General features: G+C 51.1%; 31 protein-coding genes and 6 tRNA genes. 13 read left to right on the forward strand and 24 right to left on the reverse strand.

The annotated features are described in order from the left end of the window. Nucleotides 1-137 precede the first annotated feature (137 nt). The 3 genes from OOT00_RS02220 to OOT00_RS02230 are packed head-to-tail and all read left to right on the forward strand — an operon-like array spanning nucleotide 138 to nucleotide 2901. Nucleotides 138-2048 (forward strand): AMP-dependent synthetase/ligase, encoded by a 1911-nt coding sequence (locus tag OOT00_RS02220; RefSeq protein WP_265423662.1) that lies wholly within the window; start codon nucleotides 138-140, stop codon nucleotides 2046-2048. A 50-nt stretch (nucleotides 2049-2098) separates the two neighbouring features. Beyond that, complete coding sequence (gene tsaA, locus OOT00_RS02225; protein WP_265423663.1) at nucleotides 2099-2581, forward strand: tRNA (N6-threonylcarbamoyladenosine(37)-N6)-methyltransferase TrmO; 483 nt, start codon at nucleotides 2099-2101, stop codon at nucleotides 2579-2581. 41 nt (nucleotides 2582-2622) lie between these two features. Beyond that, the gene (locus OOT00_RS02230) at nucleotides 2623-2901 is read left to right on the forward strand and encodes a hypothetical protein (RefSeq protein WP_265423664.1); all 279 of its coding nucleotides are present in this window, start codon (nucleotides 2623-2625) and stop codon (nucleotides 2899-2901) included. A gap of 110 nt (nucleotides 2902-3011) precedes the next feature. Here OOT00_RS02230 and OOT00_RS02235 read toward each other — a convergent pair whose 3' ends face one another. The 3 genes from OOT00_RS02235 to OOT00_RS02245 form a co-directional block, all read right to left on the reverse strand. Then, nucleotides 3012-3569, reverse strand: a complete 558-nt coding sequence (locus OOT00_RS02235; RefSeq protein WP_265423665.1) for a chalcone isomerase family protein — start codon at nucleotides 3567-3569, stop codon at nucleotides 3012-3014. Nucleotides 3570-3726: 157 nt separating this feature from the next. Next, the gene (locus tag OOT00_RS02240) at nucleotides 3727-4194 is read right to left on the reverse strand and encodes a DUF2147 domain-containing protein (RefSeq protein ID WP_265423666.1); all 468 of its coding nucleotides are present in this window, start codon (nucleotides 4192-4194) and stop codon (nucleotides 3727-3729) included. Between the two features lie 117 nt (nucleotides 4195-4311). Continuing rightward, nucleotides 4312-5229: a dihydroorotate dehydrogenase gene (locus tag OOT00_RS02245; RefSeq protein ID WP_303649777.1), complete on the reverse strand. Its 918-nt coding sequence runs from the start codon at nucleotides 5227-5229 to the stop codon at nucleotides 4312-4314. A gap of 142 nt (nucleotides 5230-5371) precedes the next feature. Here OOT00_RS02245 and OOT00_RS02250 point away from each other — a divergent pair, with 142 nt between their 5' ends. The 8 genes from OOT00_RS02250 to thyX all read left to right on the forward strand — a co-directional run bounded on the left by OOT00_RS02250 (nucleotide 5372) and on the right by thyX (nucleotide 12235). After that, nucleotides 5372-6673, forward strand: a complete 1302-nt coding sequence (locus OOT00_RS02250) for a 3-isopropylmalate dehydratase large subunit (protein ID WP_265423667.1) — start codon at nucleotides 5372-5374, stop codon at nucleotides 6671-6673. Continuing rightward, complete coding sequence (locus OOT00_RS02255) at nucleotides 6670-7194, forward strand: 3-isopropylmalate dehydratase small subunit (RefSeq protein WP_265423668.1); 525 nt, start codon at nucleotides 6670-6672, stop codon at nucleotides 7192-7194. Before OOT00_RS02250 ends, OOT00_RS02255 begins: the two co-directional genes overlap by 4 nt. Nucleotides 7195-7342: 148 nt before the next feature. Next, nucleotides 7343-7741: a hypothetical protein gene (locus OOT00_RS02260; RefSeq protein WP_265423669.1), complete on the forward strand. Its 399-nt coding sequence runs from the start codon at nucleotides 7343-7345 to the stop codon at nucleotides 7739-7741. Nucleotides 7742-8015: 274 nt separating this feature from the next. Next, nucleotides 8016-8669 carry an HAD family hydrolase gene (locus tag OOT00_RS02265; protein WP_265423670.1) on the forward strand — a complete coding sequence of 218 codons (654 nt, stop codon included), beginning with the start codon at nucleotides 8016-8018 and terminating at the stop codon, nucleotides 8667-8669. A 102-nt stretch (nucleotides 8670-8771) separates the two neighbouring features. Continuing rightward, nucleotides 8772-9596 (forward strand): rhodanese-like domain-containing protein, encoded by an 825-nt coding sequence (locus OOT00_RS02270; protein ID WP_265423671.1) that lies wholly within the window; start codon nucleotides 8772-8774, stop codon nucleotides 9594-9596. A 9-nt stretch (nucleotides 9597-9605) separates the two neighbouring features. After that, nucleotides 9606-9869, forward strand: a complete 264-nt coding sequence (locus OOT00_RS02275) for a phosphoribosyl-ATP diphosphatase (RefSeq protein WP_265423672.1) — start codon at nucleotides 9606-9608, stop codon at nucleotides 9867-9869. Between the two features lie 130 nt (nucleotides 9870-9999). Beyond that, on the forward strand, nucleotides 10000-10848 hold the full coding sequence (gene hisG / locus OOT00_RS02280; RefSeq protein ID WP_265423673.1) for an ATP phosphoribosyltransferase: 849 nt from the start codon (nucleotides 10000-10002) through the stop codon (nucleotides 10846-10848). A 13-nt stretch (nucleotides 10849-10861) separates the two neighbouring features. Further along, entirely contained in the window at nucleotides 10862-12235 is a 1374-nt protein-coding gene (thyX, locus tag OOT00_RS02285) for an FAD-dependent thymidylate synthase (protein ID WP_265423674.1), read from the forward strand. Nucleotides 12236-12273: 38 nt separating this feature from the next. Here thyX and OOT00_RS02290 read toward each other — a convergent pair whose 3' ends face one another. Beyond that, the gene (locus tag OOT00_RS02290) at nucleotides 12274-12492 is read right to left on the reverse strand and encodes a uracil-DNA glycosylase (protein ID WP_265423675.1); all 219 of its coding nucleotides are present in this window, start codon (nucleotides 12490-12492) and stop codon (nucleotides 12274-12276) included. A gap of 99 nt (nucleotides 12493-12591) precedes the next feature. On the opposite strand from OOT00_RS02290, the gene OOT00_RS02295 reads away from it, so the two are divergent. Continuing rightward, a complete protein-coding gene (locus OOT00_RS02295) occupies nucleotides 12592-14481 on the forward strand; it encodes a class I adenylate cyclase domain-containing protein (RefSeq protein ID WP_265423676.1) in 1890 nt (629 codons plus the stop codon). A gap of 26 nt (nucleotides 14482-14507) precedes the next feature. Beyond that, nucleotides 14508-15152 carry a GntR family transcriptional regulator gene (locus tag OOT00_RS02300; RefSeq protein WP_265423677.1) on the forward strand — a complete coding sequence of 215 codons (645 nt, stop codon included), beginning with the start codon at nucleotides 14508-14510 and terminating at the stop codon, nucleotides 15150-15152. A gap of 1 nt (nucleotide 15153) precedes the next feature. Here OOT00_RS02300 and OOT00_RS02305 read toward each other — a convergent pair. From OOT00_RS02305 to kdsA, 20 genes are all read right to left on the reverse strand, one after another. Next, nucleotides 15154-15231 (reverse strand) — tRNA-Glu (locus tag OOT00_RS02305). 3 nt (nucleotides 15232-15234) lie between these two features. Next, nucleotides 15235-15319: transfer RNA gene (locus tag OOT00_RS02310), tRNA-Tyr, on the reverse strand. An 84-nt stretch (nucleotides 15320-15403) separates the two neighbouring features. Continuing rightward, nucleotides 15404-15488 (reverse strand) — tRNA-Leu (locus tag OOT00_RS02315). A 7-nt stretch (nucleotides 15489-15495) separates the two neighbouring features. Beyond that, nucleotides 15496-15573: transfer RNA gene (locus OOT00_RS02320), tRNA-Glu, on the reverse strand. Nucleotides 15574-15576: 3 nt separating this feature from the next. Beyond that, nucleotides 15577-15661, reverse strand: a tRNA-Tyr gene (locus OOT00_RS02325). An 80-nt stretch (nucleotides 15662-15741) separates the two neighbouring features. Next, nucleotides 15742-15826, reverse strand: a tRNA-Leu gene (locus OOT00_RS02330). A gap of 8 nt (nucleotides 15827-15834) precedes the next feature. Further along, complete coding sequence (secG, locus tag OOT00_RS02335; protein WP_265423678.1) at nucleotides 15835-16134, reverse strand: preprotein translocase subunit SecG; 300 nt, start codon at nucleotides 16132-16134, stop codon at nucleotides 15835-15837. Further along, nucleotides 16134-16898, reverse strand: coding sequence for a triose-phosphate isomerase (gene tpiA, locus OOT00_RS02340; RefSeq protein ID WP_265423679.1), 765 nt, complete (start codon nucleotides 16896-16898; stop codon nucleotides 16134-16136). The genes secG and tpiA overlap by 1 nt, the downstream gene beginning before the upstream one ends. Before the next feature lie 20 nt (nucleotides 16899-16918). Next, entirely contained in the window at nucleotides 16919-17926 is a 1008-nt protein-coding gene (gene gap, locus OOT00_RS02345; RefSeq protein ID WP_265423680.1) for a type I glyceraldehyde-3-phosphate dehydrogenase, read from the reverse strand. Continuing rightward, nucleotides 17923-18384 (reverse strand): ribosomal protein S18-alanine N-acetyltransferase, encoded by a 462-nt coding sequence (gene rimI, locus OOT00_RS02350; RefSeq protein ID WP_265423681.1) that lies wholly within the window; start codon nucleotides 18382-18384, stop codon nucleotides 17923-17925. The genes gap and rimI overlap by 4 nt, the downstream gene beginning before the upstream one ends. Continuing rightward, on the reverse strand, nucleotides 18368-18793 hold the full coding sequence (locus OOT00_RS02355) for a PTS sugar transporter subunit IIA (RefSeq protein WP_265423682.1): 426 nt from the start codon (nucleotides 18791-18793) through the stop codon (nucleotides 18368-18370). The genes rimI and OOT00_RS02355 overlap by 17 nt, the downstream gene beginning before the upstream one ends. 30 nt (nucleotides 18794-18823) lie before the next feature. After that, nucleotides 18824-19708: an RNase adapter RapZ gene (gene rapZ, locus OOT00_RS02360; protein ID WP_265423683.1), complete on the reverse strand. Its 885-nt coding sequence runs from the start codon at nucleotides 19706-19708 to the stop codon at nucleotides 18824-18826. A gap of 36 nt (nucleotides 19709-19744) precedes the next feature. Further along, the gene (locus tag OOT00_RS02365; RefSeq protein WP_265423684.1) at nucleotides 19745-20203 is read right to left on the reverse strand and encodes a PTS sugar transporter subunit IIA; all 459 of its coding nucleotides are present in this window, start codon (nucleotides 20201-20203) and stop codon (nucleotides 19745-19747) included. 97 nt (nucleotides 20204-20300) lie between these two features. Further along, the gene (gene hpf / locus OOT00_RS02370) at nucleotides 20301-20867 is read right to left on the reverse strand and encodes a ribosome hibernation-promoting factor, HPF/YfiA family (RefSeq protein ID WP_265423685.1); all 567 of its coding nucleotides are present in this window, start codon (nucleotides 20865-20867) and stop codon (nucleotides 20301-20303) included. 105 nt (nucleotides 20868-20972) lie between these two features. Further along, nucleotides 20973-22403 (reverse strand): RNA polymerase factor sigma-54, encoded by a 1431-nt coding sequence (rpoN, locus tag OOT00_RS02375; RefSeq protein WP_265423686.1) that lies wholly within the window; start codon nucleotides 22401-22403, stop codon nucleotides 20973-20975. 1 nt (nucleotide 22404) lies between these two features. Beyond that, the gene (gene lptB / locus OOT00_RS02380) at nucleotides 22405-23127 is read right to left on the reverse strand and encodes an LPS export ABC transporter ATP-binding protein (protein ID WP_265423687.1); all 723 of its coding nucleotides are present in this window, start codon (nucleotides 23125-23127) and stop codon (nucleotides 22405-22407) included. A gap of 20 nt (nucleotides 23128-23147) precedes the next feature. Then, nucleotides 23148-24110 carry an LptA/OstA family protein gene (locus OOT00_RS02385; RefSeq protein ID WP_265423688.1) on the reverse strand — a complete coding sequence of 321 codons (963 nt, stop codon included), beginning with the start codon at nucleotides 24108-24110 and terminating at the stop codon, nucleotides 23148-23150. Further along, entirely contained in the window at nucleotides 24088-24651 is a 564-nt protein-coding gene (gene lptC, locus OOT00_RS02390) for an LPS export ABC transporter periplasmic protein LptC (protein ID WP_265423689.1), read from the reverse strand. The genes OOT00_RS02385 and lptC overlap by 23 nt, the downstream gene beginning before the upstream one ends. After that, the gene (locus OOT00_RS02395) at nucleotides 24648-25163 is read right to left on the reverse strand and encodes a KdsC family phosphatase (RefSeq protein WP_265423690.1); all 516 of its coding nucleotides are present in this window, start codon (nucleotides 25161-25163) and stop codon (nucleotides 24648-24650) included. Before OOT00_RS02395 ends, lptC begins: the two co-directional genes overlap by 4 nt. Next, on the reverse strand, nucleotides 25160-25990 hold the full coding sequence (gene kdsA / locus OOT00_RS02400; protein WP_265423691.1) for a 3-deoxy-8-phosphooctulonate synthase: 831 nt from the start codon (nucleotides 25988-25990) through the stop codon (nucleotides 25160-25162). The genes OOT00_RS02395 and kdsA overlap by 4 nt, the downstream gene beginning before the upstream one ends. Between the last annotated feature and the right edge of the window lie 73 nt (nucleotides 25991-26063).

Below are 26063 nucleotides of genomic sequence, written 5' to 3' on the forward strand. Positions count from 1 at the left end.
GGCTGCCTGTCTATGGTCAAACACGCTATGCTCCGGATTCGGTTCCTGATTACTTTGAAAGATCCGGGCCATGGCTGCGTCATGGCAGCCTCTCCCCACGATTCTTGTTGCACCAGGCGGGATGGAGGAAGAAACCTATGTATCAGCAGGCACAGAAATGGTACCTGACCCGGCAGACATTTCCTGAGCTCTTTCAGCGAAATGTTGCCCGTTTTCCAGATCGCCCGGCCCAGAAGTGGCGGGATGAAAAGGGAAACGTTAGCAGCCTTGCCTATGGGCGTCTGGGTGAGGTGATCAGGGAAATCAGCGGTGGGCTGCTGTCACGGGGGGTGAAGAAGGGAGACCGGGTCGCCATTCTGGCTCCTACGGTACCGCAGTGGTTGTGGGCGGATTATGCTATTTTATGTTCGGGTGCCATCACCGTAGCTGTTCATCCGGCTCTTTCAGCTTTGGAAATGGCAGAGCAGGTACAGGACTCTGGAGCACGGTGGGTTTTTATTTATGGCAGAACCACAAAGGAGCGGTTTGCCGCTGTAAAGCCCGAGTGCGTTACAACCATTATCTCGCTGGGGCCTGAGAACGATTCCCCAGATGATGGCGTGAATCTTATATGTCTCAATGATTTCCGGGAAGAGGGCCGTCGTTTTTTCCAGCTGTCTCCTTTGTTGTTCGGAACCCGCTGGCGGAGTGTGCAACCTGATGATGCCATGACTCTGATCTATACTTCCGGAACCACGGGACAGCCCAAAGGGGTTCTGCATACCCATGCTTCCATGACCTTTGCCTGTATACGGGATCTCTGCGCCATTCCCCTCCTCACAGAAAAAGACTGCCTTCTGTCCTTTTTGCCGTTGTCCCATAGTTTTGAGCGTCAGTGCGGTCATGGCACAGCTATGTTTGCAGCCGTTCCCATTGCCTATGGTTCAACCTCTACGCTGGGTGAGGACCTGAGGCTTTTCAGGCCAACCTATATGCTGGGAGTTCCCCATACCTATGCGAAGGTATATGGGAGGGCATCGGAAACCCTTAGGGGGGCTGTAGAGCGTTTTCTGTTTCGTAAAGCGACAGATGCTGGTTCTTTCGTGGTGGAAAAAATCCTACGGGCCGCCGGTGTTGTGGACATGTCGGCAAAACGAAGTCCCTGTGTTCAGGGCTTCGGATTTTCTCTTTATTATCGTCTTCTGGATTTTTTCATTTTCCGCAAACTCCGCAGGCGGCTTGGCGGGAGGATCCGTTTTGTTTTTTCCGCAGCAGGAGCCCTTCCGGAAAACATATGCCGTCTTTATCTGGCCGCAGGCATACGCCTGCTGGAAGGGTACGGTACTACAGAAACCTGTAATACCATTGCTCTTAATCCTGTTCATGCGATCAAACCGGGATCTGTAGGTGTTTTTTGTAAAGGGGTCAGCTGGCGCCTGGCGGAAGATGGGGAGCTTCTTGTCAAAGGAGATTTTCTTTTCAGGGGATATTGGAACAACCCGGCTGCCACGAATGCTGCTTTTACGCCGGATGGATTTTATCGTACCGGAGATGTGGTGGAGCTCACGGAAGACGGTTATCTGCGCATGGTGGACCGGAAAAAAGGCATGATTATGCTGACAACGGGACACAGGGTAGCATCGGTTAAACTGGAAGCCCTGTTCTCTCTGAGCCCTTATATTGAAAATACTGTGGTGGTGGGGGATGACAGGCCCTTTCCTGTTGTACTGATAGAGCCAAATTTTACAACCTTTGTCCGTATGTTTCGGGAGGCCGGTATTCCCTTTTCCGAAGAAATCCTGGAGACAAAAGAAGATGATGTCTGCAGGGTCCGGCCAGGTTTTGTGAAAATTCCTGAGCTTGTGGCGATGATGGAAGTGGAGATTGCTTCTGTCAACGGACAGTTGCAGAAGTTTGAAAAGATCGGTGGCTATGTGATTTTGCATGAGAGGCTGTGTGTGGAAACAGGAGAGTTGACGCCCACCTTGAAAGTGCGTAGGGAGGTGGTGCTGAGCCGTTACAGGGACGGGATTGAGAAGGTTTATCAAAAAGGTCCTGTGCTGGAGTGAAACGATATAAGGCATGTTCCCTGCGAGTATGCTGACAGGAAGGAATGTCCATGAACTCATTACTTATTCCGTGCATAGGGACCATCTACTCTCCCTTTTCGGACCTGCAGAATATGCCCATACAGCCGGTGGGGGCCGCCGATGTGGAAGGGACCGTTGTTATAATGCCAGCCTTTGTGGATGGCCTTAAGGATCTCGACGGGTTCAGCCATCTTTATCTGTTTTATTTTTTTCATGGAGCCAGGCAGGAAAAAATGCGTGTCGTACCTTTTATGGATACGGAGGAAAGGGGTGTTTTTTCTACCCGATCGCCCCTGAGACCAAGTCATCTTGGCATGTCTGTGGTAGAACTGCTGGAGGTTAAGGGAGCAGAACTTCGAATTCTGGGGGTGGATGTGCTGAACGGAACGCCCCTTGTGGACATTAAACCTTATATACCCGCGTTTGATCACAGGGAGAACGTTCGTACGGGATGGATGACCCGGGAGCGGGAGGGCGTGGTGTCAGCGCGTTCGGATCATCGTTTTGTTTGATCATATACTTGAGTTCGGCCTGTCTGAAAGGGTGTGAAAAAGTGGCCTACGCGGATTCTGTAACAGACCTTGAAATTCTTATGAAACAATACTCTGATGCCACCCCTTCTCTGTTCCTGCGGGATGATGGGCTGGCAGCCTACTATTATGATGGGTTCAGTTTGCGGGAGCTTCGGTCTTTTTTTCAAGGCGATCCGGATAAAACCCTGTGTGAGCGTTTTCAGCTAAGTGCAGGTGAATGGCGGGATGCCCTTGAAATGGCCATAGTGGCACGCACGGGAAACCGGAGACGAAAAGCAGAAAAAGAATCCGGACGGTAAGCCGTTTTTTAATCAGGCCAAGACATTACTTTCCCTGCATCACAAAGACCCACAGATTAACTGGGGTCTTTTGTGAGGTTGTGAAGATATGGAAAGTGATGGGAGCAATGTTAATTCAGCATATCTCTTTGCAGGCGTTTATCCGCAGGCTTGTCGCCCAGCCATATGGCGAAAAGAGCTTTTTTGAAGTCAAGGCCTGCAATCGTGCCGCGCTGTTCTCCGTTTTTACTCATGATGATTCCTTTTTCGGGTGCGTAAGCCAGCTCAATGAGATCACCTTCCTTAATTTCATCATTGAAAAAACCGTTCAGTTCTTCGATGCGGGACTGGATGGCATCCGTATTGCCTCCCGTCGCAGCATCAAAGCCTTCATTGATGGCATCCAGCATTCTTTCTCTGGTAATCATGCCGGAAGTGATATGGAGCTGAATCAGCATGGGTTCGTCTGCATGGATGATGGTGTTGGCATTACTGTTTTTTTTCTGTACATACAGCGCACCAACATAAAGATTGATGAAAGCCCTTTTCCGGATGCCTGCTCCATTAAGAACCAGGGTGTCATTATCCATGGAAATGGTCTGAGGCAGTTCCACGCTGCCAACTTTTGTGCTTGCCATGGCTGGAACAGCAAGGAAGCAGATGGCGATCAGAACAAGAATTTTTTTCATGGAGAGCTCCTTTGTTGAACGTTTTGTCATTGATTTGAAATTCGTATATATAGCCCTTTTGGTCTGCAAAAAGGTAGGCTGCGGGAGAAAAACCGGCAGTCTGCGAGGAGTAGAAAGCAGCCATCGGATCAGGTGTCACATTCCTGTGCAATTTCTTTTATTCGTAAGGTCCGGGTAGCTGGGGGATTCTTTTCCATGAGGTACTGCGGCCAAAGGCTGGAAGCCCTATGTATCCGCGGAGCTCCAACCGGTCACCGCGCATTCTGGCCTGGGCTTTATACATTTTTCCTGTTTCAGGATCGTAAACCTGTCCGTCTTTCCATGTGCCATCTTCAGAGGTTTTGAATCCCCATGCTATGGTAAGCCCCATTACGGGGTTTTTCCGTTTCATGGGGTCAGGATTCAATGTGTCCAGCAGTTTTTCGGAGGGCTCTTTCTGTTTCTTATCCAGCCAGACAATGTGTGCTGCCCAGCTTTTGCTTTCGGGGAGGGCGATGACTTCCACAACGGATTTTTTGCCTTCTGTCTGCCAGAGGCCCGTGGGAGCAGATGATGCCATGGCCGTGAATGGTAACGGAATCATGCACATGATAAAGGCGATCAGTGACAATGTTGGCTTAGCCATGAACAAGCTCCTTGTACGGTAAATATGATGAGCTTTGTTTGCGTAGATTGGTTGAGAAACATTGTTTACAGCAAGGACATGCAAATGGCAAGGTTAAATCTCGAAGGTGCTGTGATCTTATGGAAGCAGCAGGGCTCCCCGTAAGTCGTTAACGGAGGGGATGCTGTTTTGTATGAGATACTCTTCAAGGCCTCTGACAATGTTTCCGGTAACATCGGGATTAATGAAATTCGCTGTTCCAACAGCCACGGCGCTGGCTCCGGCCAGAAAAAATTCCACGGCATCCGTTGCGCTCATAATACCTCCCAGACCGATGATGGGTATGCGCACACAGGACGCAGCTTCCCAGACCATACGCAGGGCTACGGGTTTGATAGCCGGGCCGGAAAGCCCGCCTGTAATATTGGCCAGTCTTGGTCGGCGGGTTTTGGCATCAATACTCATGCCGGTAAGGGTGTTGATAAGGCTCAAGGCATCGGCACCGGCTTCTTCCACGCTGCGGGCAATGATCCGTATATCCGTGACGTTGGGAGATAACTTTACAATCAGTGGTTTGGCTGTAGCGCTGCGAATGGTTGCCGTCAGCCGGGCCGCGGCTGATGGATCCGTACCGAATGCCATACCCCCTGCCTTTACGTTGGGGCAGGAAATGTTGATTTCCAGTGCTGCGATATCCGGGTTGTCCCCAATGCGAAGGGCAAGAGCTCTATACTCTTCCTCGCTTTTTCCGTAAAGATTGGCGATGACAGGCGTGCCGAAGGATGAAAGAAGGGGAAGCTTGTATTGAAGAAATGCTTCTATACCGATATTTTCAAGCCCAACGGCATTGAGAAGACCGGAAGCGGTCTCCACCACCCTTGGTTCAGGATTTCCAGCAGAAGGCGTAAGGGAAAGTCCTTTGACTACAATGGCTCCAATCCCGGAAAGTCGGGTCACTTCAGCGTATTCCAGGCCGTAGCCAAAGGTGCCGGAAGCAGTCAGTACTGGATTTTTCAGTTCAAGTCCTGCAATATTCACACGAAGATCCGGTTGCATGATCTTTCCTTATATCCGGGGGGTTGAAAGGATAGGGCCTTGCCATAGCAGGGCACCTCGTTTATAGACGGATGATGGGGCCTGTGGCAAGAAAAGATGCCCCGAACATCAATCAAGTTTTTTTGAAGACCAGGGAGAGGATATGGGCAAGACCATTACAGAAAAGATATTTGATGCCCACCGGGTGGATAATCCTGCAGGAGACATTCAGGTGATTCGTCTGGATGCGGTATTCTGCCATGAGATTACGACGCCGGTAGCCATCAATGACCTTGTGGCCCGGGGGAAAGACCGGGTGTTTGACGCTTCACGGATCAAAGCCGTTATCGATCATGTGACACCGGCAAAGGATTCCAAAACTGCGGAACAGGGTAAGATTGTTCGGGAGTGGGCCAGACGTCACGGTATTGTCGATTTTTTTGATATCGGACGCAATGGTGTATGCCATGCTCTTTTCCCTGAAAAAGGTTTTGTCCGGCCGGGCTACACCATTATTATGGGGGATTCCCATACCTGCACCCATGGAGCTTTTGGTGCCTTTGCCGCAGGGGTGGGTACAACGGACCTGGAAGTGGGAATTCTTAAAGGAGTCTGTGCTTTTAAAGCTCCTAAAACACTGAAAGTGGAAGTTACGGGAAGTCTGCCGGAAGGTGTTTATGCCAAAGATGTCATTCTGGCACTGATCGGAGAGCTGGGGGTAAACGGAGCTACCAATAAAGTCATTGAGTTTACCGGCTCAGTGGTTGAAAAAATGTCCATGGAGTCCCGTATGACTCTGTGCAATATGGCCATTGAAGCAGGTGGTACCTGTGGTGTCTGCTATCCTGATTCCGTAACCGTGGACTATCTCTGGCCTTTTATTGGGAATGACTATCCTTCCAGGGAAGCAGCCCTTGAAGATTTTTCCCGCTGGATTTCCGATGCAGATGCCGTTTATGACGGTGTGATGAATCTGGACGTCAGCGGTCTTTCACCTATGGTTACATTTGGTTATAAGCCGGATCAGGTGAAGCCCGTTACTGAAATGGAAGGAACCCCTGTGGATCAGGTTTATATCGGATCCTGTACCAACGGACGTATTGAGGATCTGCGTATTGCCGCGGCTGTTCTGAAGGGAAAACGCATTGCTGATTCCGTACGGGGGGTAGTCTCTCCTGCAACGCCGGAAGTATACCGTATGGCCCTGGCCGAGGGGATTATACAGATTTTCATGGATGCCGGATTCTGCGTTACCAATCCTACCTGCGGTGCCTGCCTTGGCATGAGCAATGGAGTACTGGCAGACGGAGAAGTCTGTGCCGCCACTACTAACCGTAACTTTAACGGTCGCATGGGTAAGGGAGGCATGGTGCATCTCATGAGTCCGGCCACGGCTGCGGCTACGGCTATTGCCGGTAATATCGTGAACTCGGAACTTTTTGACGGCAGGGAGGCAGGTGCATGAAAAGCTTTGACGGTAAGGTGGCGTTTCTGGACCGTTCGGATATTAATACGGATGAAATTATACCCGCACGCTATCTCACGGAGATTACCAAAGAGGCTCTGAAGCCCTATCTGATGGAGGATCTCAGCATGGAGGGTTTTCATCCTGCCACAAGCCTTGCCGGGGCTTCTGTTGTGGTGAGTCGTGCCAATTTCGGCTGCGGTTCTTCCCGTGAGCATGCTCCGTGGGCATTTGAAGTCAATGGCATCTACCTTGTCATTGCGGAAAGTTTTGCCCGTATTTTTCGCCAGAACATGTTTAACTGCGGTATGATGGCTGTTGAACTGCCATCGGAAACCATCGAAACACTTTTTGCCCGTTTTGCAGGCAGAGATACTTTTGTTACCGTTAATCTTGAAAAAGAAGAATTTTCTTTTCGGTCAGAAAATGATCGGTTGGATTTTTCCTTTCATATTTCAGAATTTGATAAAAGCCTTGTGCTGGCTGGTGGATGGGTGGATTTTGCGGATCAAAACTACTAGCCTGCCCGGACCATGGGGGATACCTGCCGCATTCTGAAACAATGCTTTTTCCTGTCAGGAAAGTGGGACGAAATGGTGAAGCAGGGGATGGCATTGCGCCTTTTCCTGCTTTCTGGTACATGGACTGGCTATTCTCAGGGAGGTTTCATTGACAGCAGACAATCCCGAAGTTCCCCGGACCCTGCCCATGGTACTCATTGACTCTTTTTTTGCTCTGGGCCTTTTTTCTGCCCTTATGTTTCGTATCCTCATTGTTTTTACCCAGTGGCAGGTACAGTGGTTCCGGCCAGTCTGGTATGCTGGGGTAATGGGGTATGTTCTGTTTTTTGGTTTCCGCTATTATATTTCGCGGAAGAGGCGCAGGGTGATAGCAGACTTTTGTCTTGGTGATAAGCTGGAAAAGGATCTGCCCCTGAGTGCTGATGACCGCGGAGCCCTCCTGTATCTGGTGAATTCCATCCGTAAATCACGGGAAAACATGAACTATCTTTTTATCTTTGTGCTTTCATGCCTTGCCGTTTTTCTGGATCTGTGGATGCATTGGTAAGCAGCCCATTCAGGCCGGCAGGGTGCCGGTTTGTGGTGTGACAGAGGGGCGAGTGCTGCAGGAGGACAGCTGTCTGCTCCCCGTAATCTTTGAACCCGGCTGCGTACTCAACGGTCATATTGGCAAGCCGTATGATGATGGACTGACTTACTAATGAGTTCCTTTCCCACTCGACATAGATAAAGCCCCGGTTCCTTTTATGGGAATTGAAAACGAGATGGTTTTGTCGAGAGCGTTTTGAACTCTTTAGTAATGCTTTGAAAAAGGTGGGGGTATGGACGAAGAAAATTTTCATTTCCCAGAGCTGGTACTTCTGGATTTTGGAGGGGTTATTGCCGAGGAAGGTTTTAAGACCGCCATGGCTGATCTTGCAGACAGCCAGGGAAAGAATCCAGAAACCCTGAAGCGTCAGGCTTTTGATCTTGTCTATGCCACAGGGTTCACCACTGGCAAAATCAAAGATACCTCGTTTTGGAAAATATTTCGTGACATGACGGGTATTGAAGGAGAAGATGCCTTTCTCACGAATTTTGTGAAAGAACGGTTTGTGGTGAGGCCTTTCATGCTTTCTCTGGTGATGCAGCTCAGGGAGGCTGGTATACGGACGGCTGTTCTCAGCGATCAGACCCATTGGCTCGAAGAGCTGGATGAAAGGGATCATTTTTTTTCCTGTTTTGATAGGGTTTTTAACTCCTATCAGGCTGGCATAACCAAAAAAGATCCTCTGTTTTTTCTGCAGGTACTGGATCGGATGAAGGCTTCCGCGGACCGGACCCTTTTTGTGGATGACCATAAACCCCACGTGGAAAGGGCCATGGGTCTGGGCATGGATGCCATATGGTACAGGGAGCAGGAAGAATTTGAGAGAGCTATCCTTGCCCGTTTTCCTTTTATTCTTTTTCCCGGAGAGGGGAGGCTTTTCCGCTGATCCATGGCCAGTAAACAGGAGGTGGTGTCAGGCAACTCTGTGGAAAGGCTTTCAGAAGAGTCAGAGAGCGGGCAGATGGCAAGGCGGATAGGAGGCAGGGATATGAAGACGGAAGCTTTTGAGAGAATGTGGCCGGAAGATGTTGCCACTTACATGAAAGCCCGGAAGGAGAAGGCTTATCTTTTGGTGGATGTCCGTGAAGATTCGGAATATGGCGAAGAGCATATTCCGGGGGCTCTGCACCTGCCTTTGAGTGAAGTCCCTTCCCGAATCGCTTCGTTTGTGAAAGATGCGGAGAGGGAACTTATCTTCTATTGTGCCAGGGGAGTGAGGTCCGAAGCTGCCGCTATCATGGGGCGGGAAGTACTGGGGCCGGAGCTGCGGATCATCAGCATGACAGGTGGCATGGCTGCCTGGGAATCCGGCATCGTGGAAAGTCCGCCGGACCTTTCTCTTTTTTATGGGAACCTTATGGAAGGGACTCACCTGCAACGGGCCATGGCCCTTGAAAAGGGTGCAGAGTTTTTCTATGGTTTGCTGGCGGAACGCTGGGGGCAGTTCCCACTTGGGGATGTTTTTGCAAAGATGGGTCGTGATGAAGTGGCCCATGCAAGAATTCTCTGGCGGTTTATGCGGGAAGAGGGCAGTTTTGAGGCGGTGTACGGAAACCTGACAACGGATTTTGCCGAAAGCGGGGAGAGGCTGAACGATCTTGCTGAACAACTGGAGGCATTTACCGGGGCAGCCTGTGCCGAGGTTCTTGAAACGGCTTTGCGTGTCGAATTGATGGCCTATGACCTTTACAGGAACCTCGGAGAATCTGCCCAGGGAGAAGAGCGGGATGCCTTTATGACGCTGGCTCAGGCGGAAAAAGCCCATATGGTGCGTCTTGGAGATGCCTTTGCCCTCTGCGAAGAATCCAGATAAGGAATAGTTATGAAGCGTTTTGAAGAGTTGTTTGCCGAGTTGCAGGAAAAAGCACGAAAAAGACTGCCGGGATCCGGTACTGTTGCTGCCCTTGATCAGGGAAAGCATTTTATAGGGAAGAAAATACTTGAAGAGGCCGGAGAAGTATGGATGGCCGCAGAGTATGAGGGCCGGGAGAAAACCGCAGAGGAAATTTCCCAGCTCCTCTATCATGTGCAGGTGATGATGCTTGCCTGTGACCTGAGCCTTGAAGATGTGTATAAATATTTATAAGGCTTTTGTGCAGAAAGCAGTCTTCCTGTTACCGGTGCAAAAGACCTGAAAATATGTCAGCACTGTTACGAGGTATATGCAGGGCCAGAAGATTTTCTGTGTCTGCCCTTGATGTTAGAAAGGAAAATCCATGCTGCAGATTGCACTACCCAATAAGGGAAGCCTTTCCGAAGACAGTGTGCGTCTTGTTCGGGAGGCAGGATATAATTGCCGCCGTCTGGGCAAGGAGCTGATCATTTCCGATGTGGAGAACGGGATTGATTTTTTCTTTTTACGGCCAAAGGATATTGCTGTTTATGTACGGAAAGGGATTCTGGCCCTTGGAATTACAGGCCGGGATCTTGCGCTGGACTCCGGTGCCGGAGTGGTGGAAATCCTGCCTCTTCATTTTGGTAAATCAAAATTTTGCTATGCGGTCCCTGATAACAGTCCCATAACTCCGGATAATCTGGAAGGCTGCCGTATTGCTACCAGCTATGCAACTCTGGTGGCAAGGGATCTTGAAGAACGGAAAGTGGCGGCGGAAATTGTTCCTCTGGATGGTGCTGTAGAGATTTCCATCCGACTGGGTGTCGCCGATCTTATTGCCGATGTAGTGCAGACGGGCAAAACCCTTAAAGATGCCGGTTTGAAGGTGGTGGGCGAGGTGGTCCTGGAGAGTGAAGCCGTGTTGGTGGGACAGGATGATCGTGTGCTTGAAAACCCTTTGGTCAGAACCTTTGTGGAGCGTCTTCAAGGAATTGTTGTCGCCAGAGACTATGTAATTGTGGAGTATGATGTCCCGGAAAGTCTTCTGGAGCAAGCCTGCTGTATTACGCCCGGTATAGAGTCTCCCACCGTTTCTCCCCTTAGTAAAAAAGGCTGGATGGCCGTGAAAGCCATGGCGAAGAAAAAAGAAGTCAACGGTATCATGGATGCGCTGACGGCATTAGGTGCCCGCGGTATTATGGTTCTGGATATCCGGACCTGCAGAATTTAAAGGAGACGTGTTTATGAAAAAGGCCCGGGCCCTGATCATTAACCATACACCGGAACCGGAACGCATATGTGCAGCATCGGCAAGGATCTCGACGAAAGAGGGTAGTGCCACAACGATCTATGAAGAAACGAGGCGTGAAAATATTGGAGGGCTGATCCGCAATGTGATGGGGCTTGGCCATCAGTCCATAGCAGAGCATGCCGTCTTTACCCTTGCCTTTGAAGATGTTTCCGTTTTTTTTGAACAGTATCTTATTGAGTTCAGGCTGGCCGCTTATACAGTTAAGTCAAGGCGCTATGTAGACTATGCGGGAATGGGGTGGTTGCGGCCTGATTTTCGCTTTGAAAAGCCGGAGGCAGACCGGTCGAGATTCGAGGCTGTCTATGATGAGCAGATGCAGCGGCTTTTTGATGCCTATGCCCACCTTACATCCCTGGGAATTCCCAAGGAAGATGCCCGATTCCTTTTACCCTGCAGCTTCCGGAGCCATATTTATTGTACGATGAATGCACGGGAACTGCTTCATTTTCTGACAACCAGCCTTTTGGGCCGGGGGAGAGTTTACCCGGAGATCCGCAGTTTGGGGGAATTGATTCTGAATCAGGCCCGTGCCGTACTACCCGATGTCTTTGATGGTCTGACAGCACCGGAAACCGTGCTGCTGTCTGCAAGGGTGGAGAAGGGGCCGGAAAGGGATTTCTTCAGAAAAACCCGCCTGATTTCTGGGCCGGAGGATGGAGAAAAGATGGTGGCTCTTGCAGCCTTGATGCGGCAGGGTGTGGGACCGGATGGTGCGGAAAATTTGTTGAGAAAAGATCCCTCCCTGAAGCAGGCAATGGTGAGGAGGGTTCTTGCGGATGCAAGACCCAGAGAGCTGGAGCAGGTGAACTATACTTTCCATATACCAGGCATCAGTCTTGCAAGCCTTACCCATATGACCCGTCACAGGATTCAGAATCTTGTAGTTCCGGATTTTGCTCATTATGGCAGACATGGAATGGTATTGCCGGAAACCATCAACCGCATGCCTGAAGCCCTGATGATTTATCAGGAGGCTGTTGCCGGGAGCGATGCCCTATGGAGAAAAGGGCAGGATGCTGGTCTTGTGCCAGAAGACAGCGTGTATCTTCTGGTTGCCGGCAATACGACAGACATTTATTCTACAATGAATGCGAGGCAGCTTTTTCATTTTCTGCGCCTGAGAACCTGCTTCCGGGCCCAATGGGAAATAAGGGAGATTGCATGGGAAATGCGTGCTCTGCTGATGGAGAGGGACCCAGGTCTTTTTCACCTGGCAGGCCCGGGATGCGGTCACGGTGGGAGGTGTCCGGAAGGCCGCATGTCCTGTGGTCGCATGGCAGAGGTGCGGGAGCGTATGGGACAGTGAGCCGTGCTGAAGGGGCGGCCGGATTGCAAAAAAAGAGTTTAGGCAAGAATATCTTTTTTGGTGGTTTTGCTGTGGGTGTTGCCGGGTTTTGGCGTATAAAAATGGCAGGGTTGGCCTGAACTACGGAAAACGGCAAGGGAAGGCATTTCCCGGCTTTTGAAGTTAAGTCCGCGACAGCCATGGGGAAACTTCGGCTCCCAGGTGATATAGTAATGGCGGCAGCGATAGCAGTTGATTCGTTTTTTTTGAGTTTTCATGTTTTTCGATGGGTTGCAGATTGAGCCCGTGCTGGGATATTTTTTTACCACTTTGCGCCATCTTACTCCTTTACCAGATGGATGACAAGATATCGGAGCATGCGCCCTGTGATAGAACAAAAGATTATTCGAAATCTTAAAAAATTTGAATCTTACAATAAAGATCGCCATAGAATGTTTGTGGAATGCAGCCCCAGAGAAGCTGTACAGATTCTCTATCTTCTTCCTTGGATGCTGAGCGTTAATCATCCCAAAGTGCCGGGATATATTGATGGAGCACGCCATTCCTTCAGGGTTCATGGTGTGGATCGCAGTGCTGAAATCAAAAAAAGAGATTCTTCTTTTCGCCGTCTTTTTGGTGTGGGTGATGCCGTTCTTTTTGCCCGAAAAGCAGTGCGGTCCATTGAAGGGCTTTACTCCATCGGGAGCGCTGGCACCCTGGCCCAGACCCAGGATTCCGATTGTGATATATGGATCTGCTGTGACAGCAAGGTTATTGGCATGGAGGGATGGAAAGTACTGCAACAGAAGGTCAATATTATCAAAGACTGGCTGGATACGCATTGTCGCATGCCGGTATATTTTTTTTTGTCGGATCTGGAGGCCATCCGCCGGGGTGATTTTGGTCGTGCGGTGGACGAGGGCTCCGGATCTGCACAGAAAAATGTTCTGAAAGAAGAATTTTACCGTACATCTATTGTCATCCTGGGTAAAGTTCCGTTCTGGTGGGTCTGCTGGGATAGGGAAGGAGTCCTTTCTTACGAAGAGACTTGGGCGGGTGTATGTGAGGGAGGGCGTCTCTGCGATGATCTTGTCAATCTTGGAGGTCTGGATACGGTAAGCTATCAGGAGTTTTTGGGGGCGGCCCTCTGGCAGCTGCACAAGGCACTGACAAGTCCTCTGAAGTCTGTCATTAAAATGACTTTTCTTCACATGTATCTTGATCGTCCCCATGAGGTCCTGCCCTGCCACCGGTTCCGGGAGCAGGTGCTGGGCGAGGAAAGGGGCTTTCAGGATCCTGTCAGCTTTTCCATGGAACTTATCCTTCGGGAGTACGGATCACAGCTTCCTGACGATGAACACAGGCTGCTGGTCCGTTGTTTTTATCTGCGGTGCAGCTTAACAGCCTTTGAAACCAAGCGTTCCATGCGAAAGGCCCAGTCTCAGGGGTTTGTACAGACGGCAGGGCTTTCCCACGACGACTGTTTTGAACTGGATGCTTTTGAAGAGTGGGATGCGGCCAGGCAGGTTCGGTTGGGAAAAATGATGATGCTGCGCCTGTTCCGTTTTTACGAGGACATTGTCCGAAAAGCAGCCGGGGTAGCCAGCATTATGGACCGTCGGGATCTTACGGTGCTGGGTCGAAGGATCACGGCGATTTATCAGAAAAAAAAGTTCAAGGTGGTGCATCTGCCAAGGCCAGGCCAAGCCTTTAATTTAGCCTCCCTGGAGTTTGTCTGGTCCGGGTCTGGATGGAAACTTTACTCCGGTTCAGGGCGCGAGGTGCCCCTGCTGGCAGAAGTGAACATACTGGAGGCCGTTGCCTTTGGTGTATGGAATGGTCTCTATGACCGAACAGCTATGCGTATGGAACCCAACGCTACCAGTGTAAGTCTCCAGGAAATTATTAATCTTTCTGAAAAGATTAAAGATATTTTTGGTGTCTGCGATGTTGTGGAAAGGGATGCGGACGTTTTTCTGAAGGCAGAGCGCTTTACCAAGATTCTGATTGTGATCAGCTTTGAAAAAAGTCCTTATGAGAAGGACATCAATGACCTGGGGGTTATTTTTGCCAATGCATGGGGTGAGCTGTATGTGCGTCGTTTTCAGTCTCCCTTTGCTCTGAATGCTTTTATGCGGAAATATAAAACGGGGAACCCCGGTCTTGAAGTTTACTACTATCTTCAGCGTAACGCATCGTATTATGAAAAAATTATTGAAAGAACCAAGCGCCTTACGGCACTTTTTCTTGGGTCCGGTTCCGGATAATTCAGAAATACGACGGGAGGAAGGCAATGAGGATCCGGTCCCTTGCGGAACAGGCCCGTGCGGGGCTTGAGAAAATGATAGTGTTTAATGAACTGGAAGCACAACGTTTGTATACGGAAAAACAGCTGGCCATGCGTCTGGGGCTGGGGCGAACTCCCGTAAGGGAGGCTCTGCAGCGGCTTTCTCATGATCGCATGGTGGAGGTGCATGCCCGCCGTGGTATTCAGGTTGCTCCTCTGACAGTGAAGGATCAGTTGCGGGTTCTGGAAGTGAGGCGGGCCATCGAGGGTGCCTGTGTACAGCATGCCGCAATGAGGGCAACAGAAGAGCAAAAAATACAGATGCTCGTTCTGGGGAAAGGCATTATGGAAGCTGCCATGCTGGATGATGATGCCGAGGTATTGAACTGTCTCAGGGAGATTCATGACTGCCTTGTCACGGCCACCCAGAATCTTTTTTTTGCTCAGGCCATGAGTCCGCTTCTCAGCAGGTCAAGACGGTTCTGGTTTATGAACAAAGGGGCTGCCGATTCACGCAGGGGAGCATTATTGTATCACCGTGTTCTTTGTTCTGTTTCCCGGGGAGATTGCGAGATGGCAAAAAAGGCTTCCCGTGATTTGATGGATTATCTGAAATTTTTCGCAGAAAGCAGGCAGGATTCGGAAAGATAAGTGGCGTCCCCAAGGGGATTCGAACCCCTGTCGCCGGCGTGAAAGGCCGGTGTCCTGGACCGGGCTAGACGATGGGGACGCATGGTGGTGGGGGGAGGATTTGAACCTCCGAAGGCTTGGCCGGCAGATTTACAGTCTGCTCCCTTTGACCGCTCGGGAACCCCACCCCGAATAAAATGTCATTTTCAATGTGATAGCAATGAAAATGACACAGGCACTACATGTAAGAATATACTAGATATTGTAAAATATGGTACCGAAGGCCGGACTTGAACCGGCACGGGTCTCCCCACTGCGCCCTCAACACAGCGTGTCTACCTATTCCACCACTTCGGCATATTTTTGGCGTCCCCAAGGGGATTCGAACCCCTGTCGCCGGCGTGAAAGGCCGGTGTCCTGGACCGGGCTAGACGATGGGGACGCATGGTGGTGGGGGGAGGATTTGAACCTCCGAAGGCTTGGCCGGCAGATTTACAGTCTGCTCCCTTTGACCGCTCGGGAACCCCACCTGAACTTAGGATTACTTACATACAAATAGCAGGCAAGTAATCATCAATCGAAGAGCACAACTAACAATAATAACTTATTATGGTACCGAAGGCCGGACTTGAACCGGCACGGGTCTCCCCACTGCGCCCTCAACACAGCGTGTCTACCTATTCCACCACTTCGGCATAGAAACTTATTCCACTGGGACCGACTGTGCTGCCGGCTGGCTAATGCCTGTGCTCGGCATAACAGAGGTTTCCTGCTTGTTGCCGGAAATATAAGCAAGACTTAAAGAAGTCAGCATAAACAGAATGGCAATGCCTGTTGTTATTTTACCCATGAGAGTCTGTCCACCGGAAGGACCAAGCAGTGCCTGACTGGATCCACTCCCAAAGGCAGCACCCATTTCAGCACCTTTACCGGCCTGAAGCAGAACGATGAGTATCAGGGTGAAGCATATAATCACATGAAGCGTAACGAGCAGGGTCGTCATTAGTACAGTCCGTTTCTGATCAGGGAGACGAAGGTTTCGGGATCGAGGCTTGCGCCGCCCACAAGGGCACCATCAACATCGGAAAGAGCTATTAACTCTTTGATATTGGATGGTTTAACGCTGCCACCATACAGAATCCGTATGCGCTTGGCAAGGTCTTTTTCAAAGCAGTCTGCCAAGGTTTCCCGCAAAAAAGCATGGACCTCCTGAACCTGATCCACGCTGGCGGTTTTTCCTGTTCCAATGGCCCATATAGGTTCATATGCTAGGATCAGAAATTCCGCGTCCGTCACGGAGAGGCCTTTTACCGCTTCGCGCACCTGTTTGTCAAGTACTTTGAAAGTACGTCCTTCATTTCTCTGAGCATCACTTTCGCCGACACAGAGAATCGGTCCGATTTTATTTAGAATTGATGCCCGTATCTTTTTTTGGATAAGACTATCCGTTTCTGAAGAATACTGGCGGCGCTCAGAGTGGCCCACTATGACGAACTGACAGCCGCATGCCTTCAGCATGGGTGCGGAAATTTCTCCCGTAAAGGCCCCTTGCGGTTCTGTGTGAACGTTTTGGGCTGCCAGGAGAAAAGGTGTATCCTTAAGTTTCTCCGCTACGGTCAGGAGGGCAGGGAAAGATGGAGCAAGGGCAATATCCGCCGTGGCCGGAAGGCTGGAGAGGCTGGTAATGATGGACTCTGCTGTCTGTGCCGCTTCTTCAGGTGTTTTATGCATTTTCCAGTTGGCGACAATGAATGTTCTACGATCCATGGTATCTACCTTTCTCCCGATTATGATGCCTTTCCGATATGTGCGGCAAGGTCCACCATTCGCTGGGAATAGCCGGTTTCATTGTCGTACCATGCCAGTACCTTGACCATGTCTTCCCCAATGGTTTCAGTGGTGGGTGCGTCCACAATGGAGGAGAGGTGGCAGCCGTTGAAGTCCATGGAAACCAGCGGTTTTTCCTCAAACCCTAGAATTCCTTTCAGGGAGCCTTCGCTGGCGGTTTTAAGGGCAGCATTCACTACGGCTTTTGTGAGGCCCCTGCTTTCCGTGTTGACTACAAGATCGATCATGGACACATTGGGGGTAGGTACGCGAATGGAGAGCCCATTGAGTCGGCCCTGAAGGGATGGGAGTACAAGCCCCACGGCTTTGGCGGCACCGGTGGTGGTGGGGACCATAGAGAGTCCTGCAGCCCTTGCCCGGCGAAGGTCCTTATGGGGGAAATCCAGAATTCGCTGGTCCCCTGTGTAGGAATGAATGGTGGTCATGAGTCCCTGGCGTATGCCGAAGTTTTCCATGAGAATTTTGGCGACGGGAGCCAGGCAGTTGGTGGTGCAGGATGCGTTGGAGACAATGAAATGTTTTTCGGGGCGGAAGGTGTCTTCGTTGACTCCCATGACAAAGGTGGCATCAGGATTTTGCCCCGGCGCTGAAATGATAACTCTTTCAGCGCCTGCTTTTAGATGGGCGGCGGCTTTTTCCCTGTCCCGGAACATGCCTGTGCATTCTGCCACGATGTTGATGCCAAGCTCCTTCCATGGCAGCTCGGACGGATCTTTCTTGGAAAAGAATGGGATGGTACGCCCATTAACAATAATGGCATCCTCCCGTGCTTCTATCGAGGCATTGAGTCTGCCATGCACGGAATCATAGGCCAGCAGGTGGGCCATGGTTTCCGGTGTGGTGAGATCATTGATGGCAGCAATTTCCACATCCGGGTGGTCCATGGCACAGCGGAATACCACGCGGCCGATACGTCCCAGGCCATTGATGGCGACTTTAACAGTCATGACTCCTCCTTCAGGGTCTTGATCATATTGATGGCATCTGTGCCATCGGGATAATATTGTTTGCGGATACCAGTAGAGGTAAAGCCCAGGTTGCGGTAGAAAGCCTGGGCTGCGGTATTGTTTTGAGCCACTTCAAGAAAGATAAGGGGCCAGTCGGAAGCAGCGGCCCTGATAAAAGTTTCCTGTATGAGGGTGCGTGCAATCCCCCTGTGCCTGCAGTCCGGATGTACGGCGATCTTTAAGATCTCAATGCCATCGGCCACGTCCCTGCTGCACAGGTAGGCTATGGGGCGTTGTCCCATAATGACCACCTTGCACAGGGCTCCCGGAAAAAGAAGCTCTGCCATGAAATCCTGTTTTTTCCATGGGAAGGGGAAAAGGGATCCCTCGAGTTCTGTGATACAGGCGAGATCTTCGGAAACCATGGGGCGGATGAGGGTGTTATCCCTTCTGGGCACTGCGGGGCATTCCTTTCAGTACTCCACTGGCTAGCGTAATACTGCGTTTCCCATGGGCTTCCAGCTGTGTTCCTATCTCGTGGATAGGAACACGCTTTCGTAAGCTGATGGCGCGGATGAGGAGGGGCAGGTTGACACCGCTGATTACCTCTATCCTTCCTTCTTCCAGAAAAGAATAGCTTAAGTTGGAAGGGCTGCCGCCGAACATGTCCGTGAGAATCAGCAGGCCTTGTCCCTGATCCATTTTTTTCAGGGTCTCGGCAATGGTTTTGCGGATCGTGTCTGCATCCTCACGGATGTTGACGGATACGGAACTGACAAGCTGAGGTTTTTCGCCAAGAATGAACTCTGCAGCATCAATCAGTGCCTGACCCAGCTGGCAGTGGGTTACAACGGTAATTCCGATCATCAATTTTTATTTCCCGATTAAGGGTTCGTGTCAGGCGAAGGCGGACTGGCGCAGGATATCCCTGTGACTGATGCCAATCTGGCCGACCCGTCCCTGCAGGTATTCAAAGATACGACGGGCTATGGCAACGGACCTGTGTCGTCCACCGGTACAGCCTATCCCCAGGGTGAGATAAGCTTTGCCCTCTCTTTTATACAAAGGGATCAAATAGTCAAGAAGGTCGAGGTATTTTTGTAGAAAGAGCTGTGTTTCCTCCTGGAACAGGATGAAGTCCCGTACAGCCGGATCTTCTCCTGTGAGGTCCCTGAGATCCGGATTGAAATAGGGGTTAGCCAGAAAGCGCACATCCATAAGAAGATCCATGTTTCTGGGTAGTCCGTATTTGAAGCCGAAACTTAACAGGTCTATCCGGAGGGTGTCTGTGGAGATGCAGTGCTGGGCGATGCCCATGATCAGTGCTTTGAGGCTGTGTACTGTTGTTTCAGAGGTGTCAATGACGTGATCGGCATTTTCCTTCAAGGGGGACATTCGTAGAATTTCTTCCCGAATACCGTCCAGCAGGGAACTGCTCTGGGCAAGGGGGTGCTGACGCCGGGTCTGGCTGAAACGATCCAGAAGTACATCTTCCCTCGTGTCGAGGAATATGAGCTGAAAACTCCAGCCCTGGTTGCGGATTTCTGTAAAGATGCGGGCATGGCTTTCGATGAAGCTTTTTTCCCGGATGTCCATGATAAAGCCGAGGCCATTGAAGTCCGTAGAGCCGCTGTGGATACGCAGTTCAAGGAATTTAGGGAGAAGGGAAACGGGCAGGTTGTCTACGCAATAGAAGCCTGCGTCTTCGAGAGCCGCTGCAGCCGTGCTTTTCCCAGATCCGGAAAGTCCTGTAATTACAATTATTTTTCCGTTAGCTTCCATGGGGCCTGCTTGTTTTCATGTAGTGGGTGTTTGTTTCTAAAAATCTTCATCCATAGGTGCGATGGCAGCACGGACCATGTCGGCACTGGATGCCCTACGGAGCGCGTCCCTTATGGCTGGATCCCTCAAAAGCCTGGAAATTCTGGCGAGAACCTTAAGGTGCAGGCCTGTGGATGCAGCGGGTGTCAGTATGACGAAAAAGATATGCACGGGTTTGTTGTCCATGGCATCAAAGGAGACTCCCCGGCGGCTTTTTCCAAAAATAAGGATAAGATCCCCGATGCCCTCCAGTTTACCATGGGGAATGGCAATCCCATTTCCAATGCCTGTGCTGCCCAGTCGTTCCCTTTCCAGCAGCACCTCTATCAGGGCTTCTCTGGGGGGTGTGTTCGCGTGGCATAGGGGCGCAAGCAGTTCAGACAATGCCGTAATTTTATCCCGGGCCTGCAGATCCGTGAGAATGGTCTGGTCGGTCAGGACATCCAGGAGTTTCATCGTGTGTAACCTTGTATGCTGTCATGAAAAATCATGAAAAGGATCCTTTTCGTGCGCCCTCTGGAAAGATTTCTTCCCAGAGGGCAGGGCGATGGAATCAGGCCGTAGGTTGAATCAGGCCCATATCCCCGTCTTTTCGCAGGTAGAGAACATTTACCTGGTTGGTTTGTGCATCTGTGTATACGATAAAGTCTTTGTCTGATATGGCAAGTTGCATGGCTGCTTCCTCGGCGTCCATGGGTTTAAAATACATGGATTCCACCACAAGTCCCGGTGGAGAAGAGGGGGCCGCTGGCTCCTCTTCTTCGGACTGGCGGATGGCAGCAGCTTCTGCCATGGATGCCTCGGCGCCTTTAATTCCCCCTTTGGAGACAGGGCGTTTTTCTCTTTTCTTTTCTTTGCTTCGCCGGATCTGTTTTTTGAGTTTGTCTACCACAAGGTCAAGGGCTGCGTACATGTTTTCCGTTTCTTCCGTAGCCTGAAGATTAAGACGGTCACAGGTTATGCGCACTTCTGCAATGTGACGGATTTTTTCCACGGATAAAACTACCTGTGCCTCTGCCGGGCTGTCAAATTGTTTATCCAGCCGGGCAAGCTTGCTGGCGGCGTAGTCTTTGAGTGCTTCCGAGGGTTCGATGTTTTTGAAGGTCACTGCTGTCTTCATGATGGGCCTCCCTGGTGGGTTTGGTTCGAAGTCCTCTATGGCTGTCCTGCCGCTGCCGGATATGGTTTCTGCGGCAGGATCAATGCTGTTTGCGACTGATATGACTCAGTACTGTCTGCGTTTGCTGGAGGGAAGAATTTTTAGAATTTCCCTGTATTTGGCAATGGTTCTTCTGGCAATGCGGATATTATGATCCTTTTCAAGAATGGCTGCTAGTTTCAGATCGCTGTAAGGATTTTGCGGATGTTCGCTTTCCACCAGCTGCTTGATTTTTTCAAGGACGCTGGCCGATGCGAGGGCTTCTCCCTCAACTCTGTTTATGGAGCTGTTGAAAAAATACTTGAGCTCAAAAAGACCCTGTGGTGTGTAGGCATATTTGTTGGTTGTAACCCGACTGATGGTGGATTCATGCATTTGTATGTCCTGGGCTACATCCCTCAGTACCATGGGCTTTAAATGGGTAATGCCTTTTTCAAAGAAGTCCCTCTGAAAGCGTACAATGCTTTCCATTACATTATAGATGGTTTTCTGGCGCTGCTGGATACTTTTGATCAGCCACGAGGCGGAGCGCATTTTTTCCTGAAGATAATCTTTGGTTTCCCCGGATATTTTTTCGCCGGTGCGCATGGCTTTTTTATAATATGGGTTGATATGCAGCCTTGGCAAACCATCATCATTCAGGGTTATAATGAAGTCATCATTCTGTCTGTATACATAGATATCCGGTGTAATATAAACCGGGGCTTCATTATGATACTCCCGGCCGGGTTTGGGTTCCAGCGACCGAATGACGGCGACGGCAGCAATAATGGTTTCTATGGGAAGCTTCAGGCTTTTGGCAATGGCTTTAAAATTTTTGTTCTCAAGATGCTTGAGATGTTGGGAGATGATTTTTTCAACAATTTCTGAGTGGATGCCGAGTCGTTCTGTCTGCAGCAGCAGGCATTCCTTAAGGTTACGGGCTCCTACGCCTGCAGGGTCAAAGGACTGGACAAGGGAGAGGGTTTTGCCGACCTTTGCTTCGGGACAGTTGCATACCTCAATGATTTCTTCCAGGGTGGCATCGAGATAGCCGTCTGTGTTGATGTTTCCGATGATGAGGCTGGCAATCTGCTGGGTACGGATATCGGTTTCCGCCATGGAAAGCTGCCAGAGCAGATGTTCATGCAGGCTCTCCTTGCCGGAAACAAAATTCTCGTAGCGTGGGCCGTCTTTTTCCTCGGATTCAAAGTGAACCCTGCCGGCACTGCTGTACTCATCCAGATAGCTGTCCCAGTCGGTTTCAGGACTGACGGTTTCCCCGATTTCCACTTCCTTGAGACCCTCTTCCGTAGCAGGAGATTCCGGGGTTTCCGGGGTCTCCGGCTCAGGGGCTTCCATGCGTTCCTCAAGGGCAGGGTTTTGTTCCAGTTCCTGCTGGATGGCATCCACAAGTTCAAGCCGGGAAAGCTGTAGCAGTTTGATGGCCTGCTGCAGCTGGGGTGTCATGACAAGTTGCTGGGTCAGTTTAAGCTGTTGTCGGAGTTCTATGGCCATTTTATAACCGGAATCCGTCTCCTAAGTAGTTTTTTCGGGCTACGGGACTGGAAGCAATGGCTTCGGGCGAGCCCGACTCCACAACTTTACCGGAATGCAGGATGAATGCTGTATCGCAGACCCCCAGAGTTTCCCGTACATTGTGATCAGATATAAGTACACCAATACCCCTCTGGGTCAGATAGGCAATGATGCCCTGGATGTCGCTGACAGCCATGGGGTCCACGCCTGCAAAGGGCTCATCCAGAAGAACAAAGGCCGGATCTGTGGAGAGGACCCGGGCAATTTCAAGCCTTCTGCGTTCTCCGCCGGAAAGGACCGTTGCTGGCTGGGTAGCCAGGTGGCGTATGCCGAGTTCGTCCAGCAGAGAATCTGCTTTCTGGTTGCGTTCCCATCGGCCCATGTTAAGATTTTCAAGGATGATGAGAATATTATCCCTTACAGAAAGCTTCCTGAATATGGATGCCTCCTGAGGCAGGTAGCCGATTCCGTACCGCGCCCGCATGTACATGGGATAGTCTGTCAGATCCTTATCGTCAAGGAAAACCCTGCCGCCATCGGGTCTGATGAGGCCTACCGCCATATAGAAGGTGGTTGTTTTACCGGCACCGTTGGGGCCAAGAAGGCCAATGACCTGACGGCTTTCCACGTCAATGGACACCTCATCCACCACCTTGCGGTTTCCGTATTTCTTTTCTAGTCCCTGCAGTCGTAAAACGGGCATGGAGTCCTCTCCTTGGAATATCAGAAAGAAGGTGAGCTGTCGGGGTGCAGGGTGCCTGACGCCCCTCCGGAGATTTGGACCTCTCCGGTTTTTCTGTCCAGCACTATGATGGGACCTTGCAGCATGTTGCCTCCGCTGCGTTCCATGCGGGCCGGACTGCCCGTCAGAACAACGGTGTCATCTTCAGCTGTGTAGATGGCCCTGTCTCCGGAGGCATTGCCATCATGCTGGGTCAGCTGAACCTTTCCTTCCGCAATGGCCCTCTCGATGGTGGGGGCGGAGGATGCTTCCGGTTTCTGATCCGGGTTGCTGTCCTGTTCTTTGTAATGGATGGTGATGGTATCTGCCCTGAGATCCGTTCCCGGTTGAATAATATGGACATTGCCGGTTAGCGTAAGGGTTCTTTCCGTAAAATCCCATTTCTGGAGGAGGGCCGAAGCCGTTGTGGGTCCAGTTTCCCTGCTTTCAGGTGAACGGTCTTCCAGGGTGGTGGGGGTTTGTTTCGTTCCCCGAACCTCCATGCGTTCCTTGAGGCGGTCATAGAAGATGCTGTTGCCGGTAATGTGGATATCCGGATGCAGGATTTCAGCAGGAGCTCCGTCAAGAAAAAGATGCTGGGGCTGGCCCTCATACCGGGCCTTGTCAGCAAAGGCCTGCAGATCTTCAGAGCTTACCCGCACAAAGCCTTGGGCTGTAAGGCTTTCCAGCTTGTCCGGCGATGGTGTTGCATCCATGGACTGGGGAAAGAATCGGATTCGGATGGTTTCTGCCCGGAGATCACCGTCGTTGCCGAAAATTCGGGCTTCTCCCTGCATATGGATCTGGCGGGTCCGGGTTTCCCATTCCTGCTCTCTGCTTTCAAAATGAAGAACTCCTGGATGTTCTGTGCTGCGGGCAGCTGCTGGAAAGAGGCCGGTCAGGGCCGCTAAAAACAGAAGCGACAGTATGCAGCGCAGGAAGTCAGGGAGAAGGCGGCGCATCATGGACCATTCCTTTCACATTCCCCTGAAAACGGATCCGGTTTTTGGGGATATCATAGGAGGCGGCATCGGACTTAACCTGGAGTCCCTGTCCCCGGACTTCCGTTTTAACGGGAGATATGAGCTGTTGATTTTCCGATTTGTAATGGAGTTCTTCGCTCAGAAGGGTGTACTCCGGGTGCTCCACCGTAACGGATCCTTTGAGCAGTATGTCTTTAGAGGTCATGTGCAGAAGGCCAGAGCGGGCGCGGGCACTGATGGGAATATCTTCTGCGGTGATGTAGGTCACGAGCACATTGATCAGGCCCACGGCCTCTCCCTTGCGGTCATAGTCAGCCCTGTCTGCCGTGAGTATCCAGGTAATTTTTCCGTTTTCTGTTGCCGTATGACGGAAATTGGAGAGGGAAACATCCGATTGCTGAAGAAGGGATTCCGGAGGCAGCGGAAGGGTCAGGCGCTCCACCAGAAAAAGAAGAAGGGTGGTGGTAATAAGCCCTGCGGCAAACAAAATCAGAAAGATCCGTTTACGGCGCCCTGGCTTCATTGGAGAGCGTTTTCCACAATGGCAGGCCAGAGATCCTTGGCTTTCAGAATGGCTTCGCATACTTCACGTACAGCCCCATGGCCCCCGGAGTTCCGGGTGGTGAAGTGTACCCGGTCTCGGACCTCGGCAGCTGCGTCAGGTACGGTGATGGAAAGGCCTACCCGTTTCATCAGGCCAAGATCGGGAAGATCGTCTCCCATAAAGGCCATGGCTTCGGGCTGCAGCCCGGTGGTCTTCACGATTTCGGGAAGGATGGCAGCCTTGTTCCGCACGGCGTCCCAGATCAGCTCTATGCCTAGATTGGCCAGCCGGTGGCGCAGGGCAGGTGCCGCCCTGCCCGTAACAATACCGACCTGGATTCCGGCATTCATGAGCAGCCGTATCCCCAGTCCGTCCTTTACGTTGAAAATTTTGGTTTCTTCGCCACTGTCACTGTAAATAACCGTTCCTGTTGTGAGAATGCCGTCCACATCCAGAAGCAGCAGGGAGATGTCTGAGAAGGAGGTTTTCACGGTCGGGTCCCTCCGAGGATCTCTTTGATAGCGCAGAGCTGATCAAGAAGGGCGGGTAGCGCGGCAAGATGCAGGGAGTTGGCGCCGTCACAAAGGGCTTTTTCCGGTTCCGGATGGGTTTCGATAAAGATGCCGTCCGCACCGGCAGCTACGGCACTTCTGGCCAGCACGGGAGCAAACTCTCTCTGGCCGGAGGATTGGGTGCCGGAACCTCCAGGAAGCTGTACGCTGTGGGTGGCGTCAAAAATAACCGGATGGCCAAATCCGCTGAGAATGGGAAGGCTGCGGAAGTCCACCACGAGGTTGTTGTATCCGAAACTTGCCCCTCGTTCTGTCAGCAGGATCTCCCGGGCGCCGGACTGGGTGAGCTTGCTGATGACATTCTGCATATCCCATGGGGCAAGAAACTGTCCTTTTTTGACATTGACGGGTTTGCCCGTGCGGGCTGCGGCACTGAGCAGGTCCGTCTGTCGGCATAGAAAGGCAGGTATCTGAATCATATCCAGAACCTCTGCTGCCGCATCGGCCTGGGAGGGCAGGTGAATATCTGAGATGACTGGAACTCCCGTGCGGTCTCGGACGGTTTCCAGTATCCGCAGGCCCTCTTCTATGCCGGGTCCCCTGAAAGAGGAGATGCTGCTCCGGTTTGCCTTGTCAAAGGAGGCTTTAAATATATAGGGTATGTTTCTTTTTTCGGTTTCTTTTTTCATGAAGTCGGCAATGTACAGGCAGAGATCAAGATTCTCTATGGCACAGGGGCCTGCGATGAGGAGAAGAGGATAGGCTGGCCCCAAGGGTATGGTTTGATTCTGTAGCTGAATTTTCATAGTCTGTCTCTTGTGTTGGGTGGTCCGTTGCTGCGGTTTGAAAGGATCTTTCTATTCCTACCGTTCTGTTATG

It is taken from the genome of Desulfobotulus pelophilus (assembly GCF_026155325.1).
Taxonomy (GTDB): domain Bacteria; phylum Desulfobacterota; class Desulfobacteria; order Desulfobacterales; family ASO4-4; genus Desulfobotulus; species Desulfobotulus pelophilus.

What these genes read in the sequence shown, in the direction of transcription:
- OOT00_RS02220 (WP_265423662.1), top strand. Translation starts at nt 138, where the DNA reads ATGTATCAGCAGGCACAGAAATGGTACCTGACCCGGCAGACATTTCCT.
- tsaA (WP_265423663.1), top strand. Translation starts at nt 2,099, where the DNA reads ATGAACTCATTACTTATTCCGTGCATAGGGACCATCTACTCTCCCTTT.
- OOT00_RS02235 (WP_265423665.1), bottom strand. Translation starts at nt 3,569, where the DNA reads ATGAAAAAAATTCTTGTTCTGATCGCCATCTGCTTCCTTGCTGTTCCA.
- OOT00_RS02240 (WP_265423666.1), bottom strand. Translation starts at nt 4,194, where the DNA reads ATGGCTAAGCCAACATTGTCACTGATCGCCTTTATCATGTGCATGATT.
- OOT00_RS02245 (WP_303649777.1), bottom strand. Translation starts at nt 5,229, where the DNA reads ATGCAACCGGATCTTCGTGTGAATATTGCAGGACTTGAACTGAAAAAT.
- OOT00_RS02250 (WP_265423667.1), top strand. Translation starts at nt 5,372, where the DNA reads ATGGGCAAGACCATTACAGAAAAGATATTTGATGCCCACCGGGTGGAT.
- OOT00_RS02255 (WP_265423668.1), top strand. Translation starts at nt 6,670, where the DNA reads ATGAAAAGCTTTGACGGTAAGGTGGCGTTTCTGGACCGTTCGGATATT.
- OOT00_RS02265 (WP_265423670.1), top strand. Translation starts at nt 8,016, where the DNA reads ATGGACGAAGAAAATTTTCATTTCCCAGAGCTGGTACTTCTGGATTTT.
- OOT00_RS02270 (WP_265423671.1), top strand. Translation starts at nt 8,772, where the DNA reads ATGAAGACGGAAGCTTTTGAGAGAATGTGGCCGGAAGATGTTGCCACT.
- OOT00_RS02275 (WP_265423672.1), top strand. Translation starts at nt 9,606, where the DNA reads ATGAAGCGTTTTGAAGAGTTGTTTGCCGAGTTGCAGGAAAAAGCACGA.
- hisG (WP_265423673.1), top strand. Translation starts at nt 10,000, where the DNA reads ATGCTGCAGATTGCACTACCCAATAAGGGAAGCCTTTCCGAAGACAGT.
- thyX (WP_265423674.1), top strand. Translation starts at nt 10,862, where the DNA reads ATGAAAAAGGCCCGGGCCCTGATCATTAACCATACACCGGAACCGGAA.
- OOT00_RS02290 (WP_265423675.1), bottom strand. Translation starts at nt 12,492, where the DNA reads ATGAAAACTCAAAAAAAACGAATCAACTGCTATCGCTGCCGCCATTAC.
- OOT00_RS02295 (WP_265423676.1), top strand. Translation starts at nt 12,592, where the DNA reads ATGCGCCCTGTGATAGAACAAAAGATTATTCGAAATCTTAAAAAATTT.
- OOT00_RS02300 (WP_265423677.1), top strand. Translation starts at nt 14,508, where the DNA reads ATGAGGATCCGGTCCCTTGCGGAACAGGCCCGTGCGGGGCTTGAGAAA.
- secG (WP_265423678.1), bottom strand. Translation starts at nt 16,134, where the DNA reads ATGACGACCCTGCTCGTTACGCTTCATGTGATTATATGCTTCACCCTG.
- tpiA (WP_265423679.1), bottom strand. Translation starts at nt 16,898, where the DNA reads ATGGATCGTAGAACATTCATTGTCGCCAACTGGAAAATGCATAAAACA.
- gap (WP_265423680.1), bottom strand. Translation starts at nt 17,926, where the DNA reads ATGACTGTTAAAGTCGCCATCAATGGCCTGGGACGTATCGGCCGCGTG.
- OOT00_RS02355 (WP_265423682.1), bottom strand. Translation starts at nt 18,793, where the DNA reads ATGATCGGAATTACCGTTGTAACCCACTGCCAGCTGGGTCAGGCACTG.
- rapZ (WP_265423683.1), bottom strand. Translation starts at nt 19,708, where the DNA reads ATGGAAGCTAACGGAAAAATAATTGTAATTACAGGACTTTCCGGATCT.
- OOT00_RS02365 (WP_265423684.1), bottom strand. Translation starts at nt 20,203, where the DNA reads ATGAAACTCCTGGATGTCCTGACCGACCAGACCATTCTCACGGATCTG.
- hpf (WP_265423685.1), bottom strand. Translation starts at nt 20,867, where the DNA reads ATGAAGACAGCAGTGACCTTCAAAAACATCGAACCCTCGGAAGCACTC.
- rpoN (WP_265423686.1), bottom strand. Translation starts at nt 22,403, where the DNA reads ATGGCCATAGAACTCCGACAACAGCTTAAACTGACCCAGCAACTTGTC.
- lptB (WP_265423687.1), bottom strand. Translation starts at nt 23,127, where the DNA reads ATGCCCGTTTTACGACTGCAGGGACTAGAAAAGAAATACGGAAACCGC.
- OOT00_RS02385 (WP_265423688.1), bottom strand. Translation starts at nt 24,110, where the DNA reads ATGATGCGCCGCCTTCTCCCTGACTTCCTGCGCTGCATACTGTCGCTT.
- lptC (WP_265423689.1), bottom strand. Translation starts at nt 24,651, where the DNA reads ATGAAGCCAGGGCGCCGTAAACGGATCTTTCTGATTTTGTTTGCCGCA.
- kdsA (WP_265423691.1), bottom strand. Translation starts at nt 25,990, where the DNA reads ATGAAAATTCAGCTACAGAATCAAACCATACCCTTGGGGCCAGCCTAT.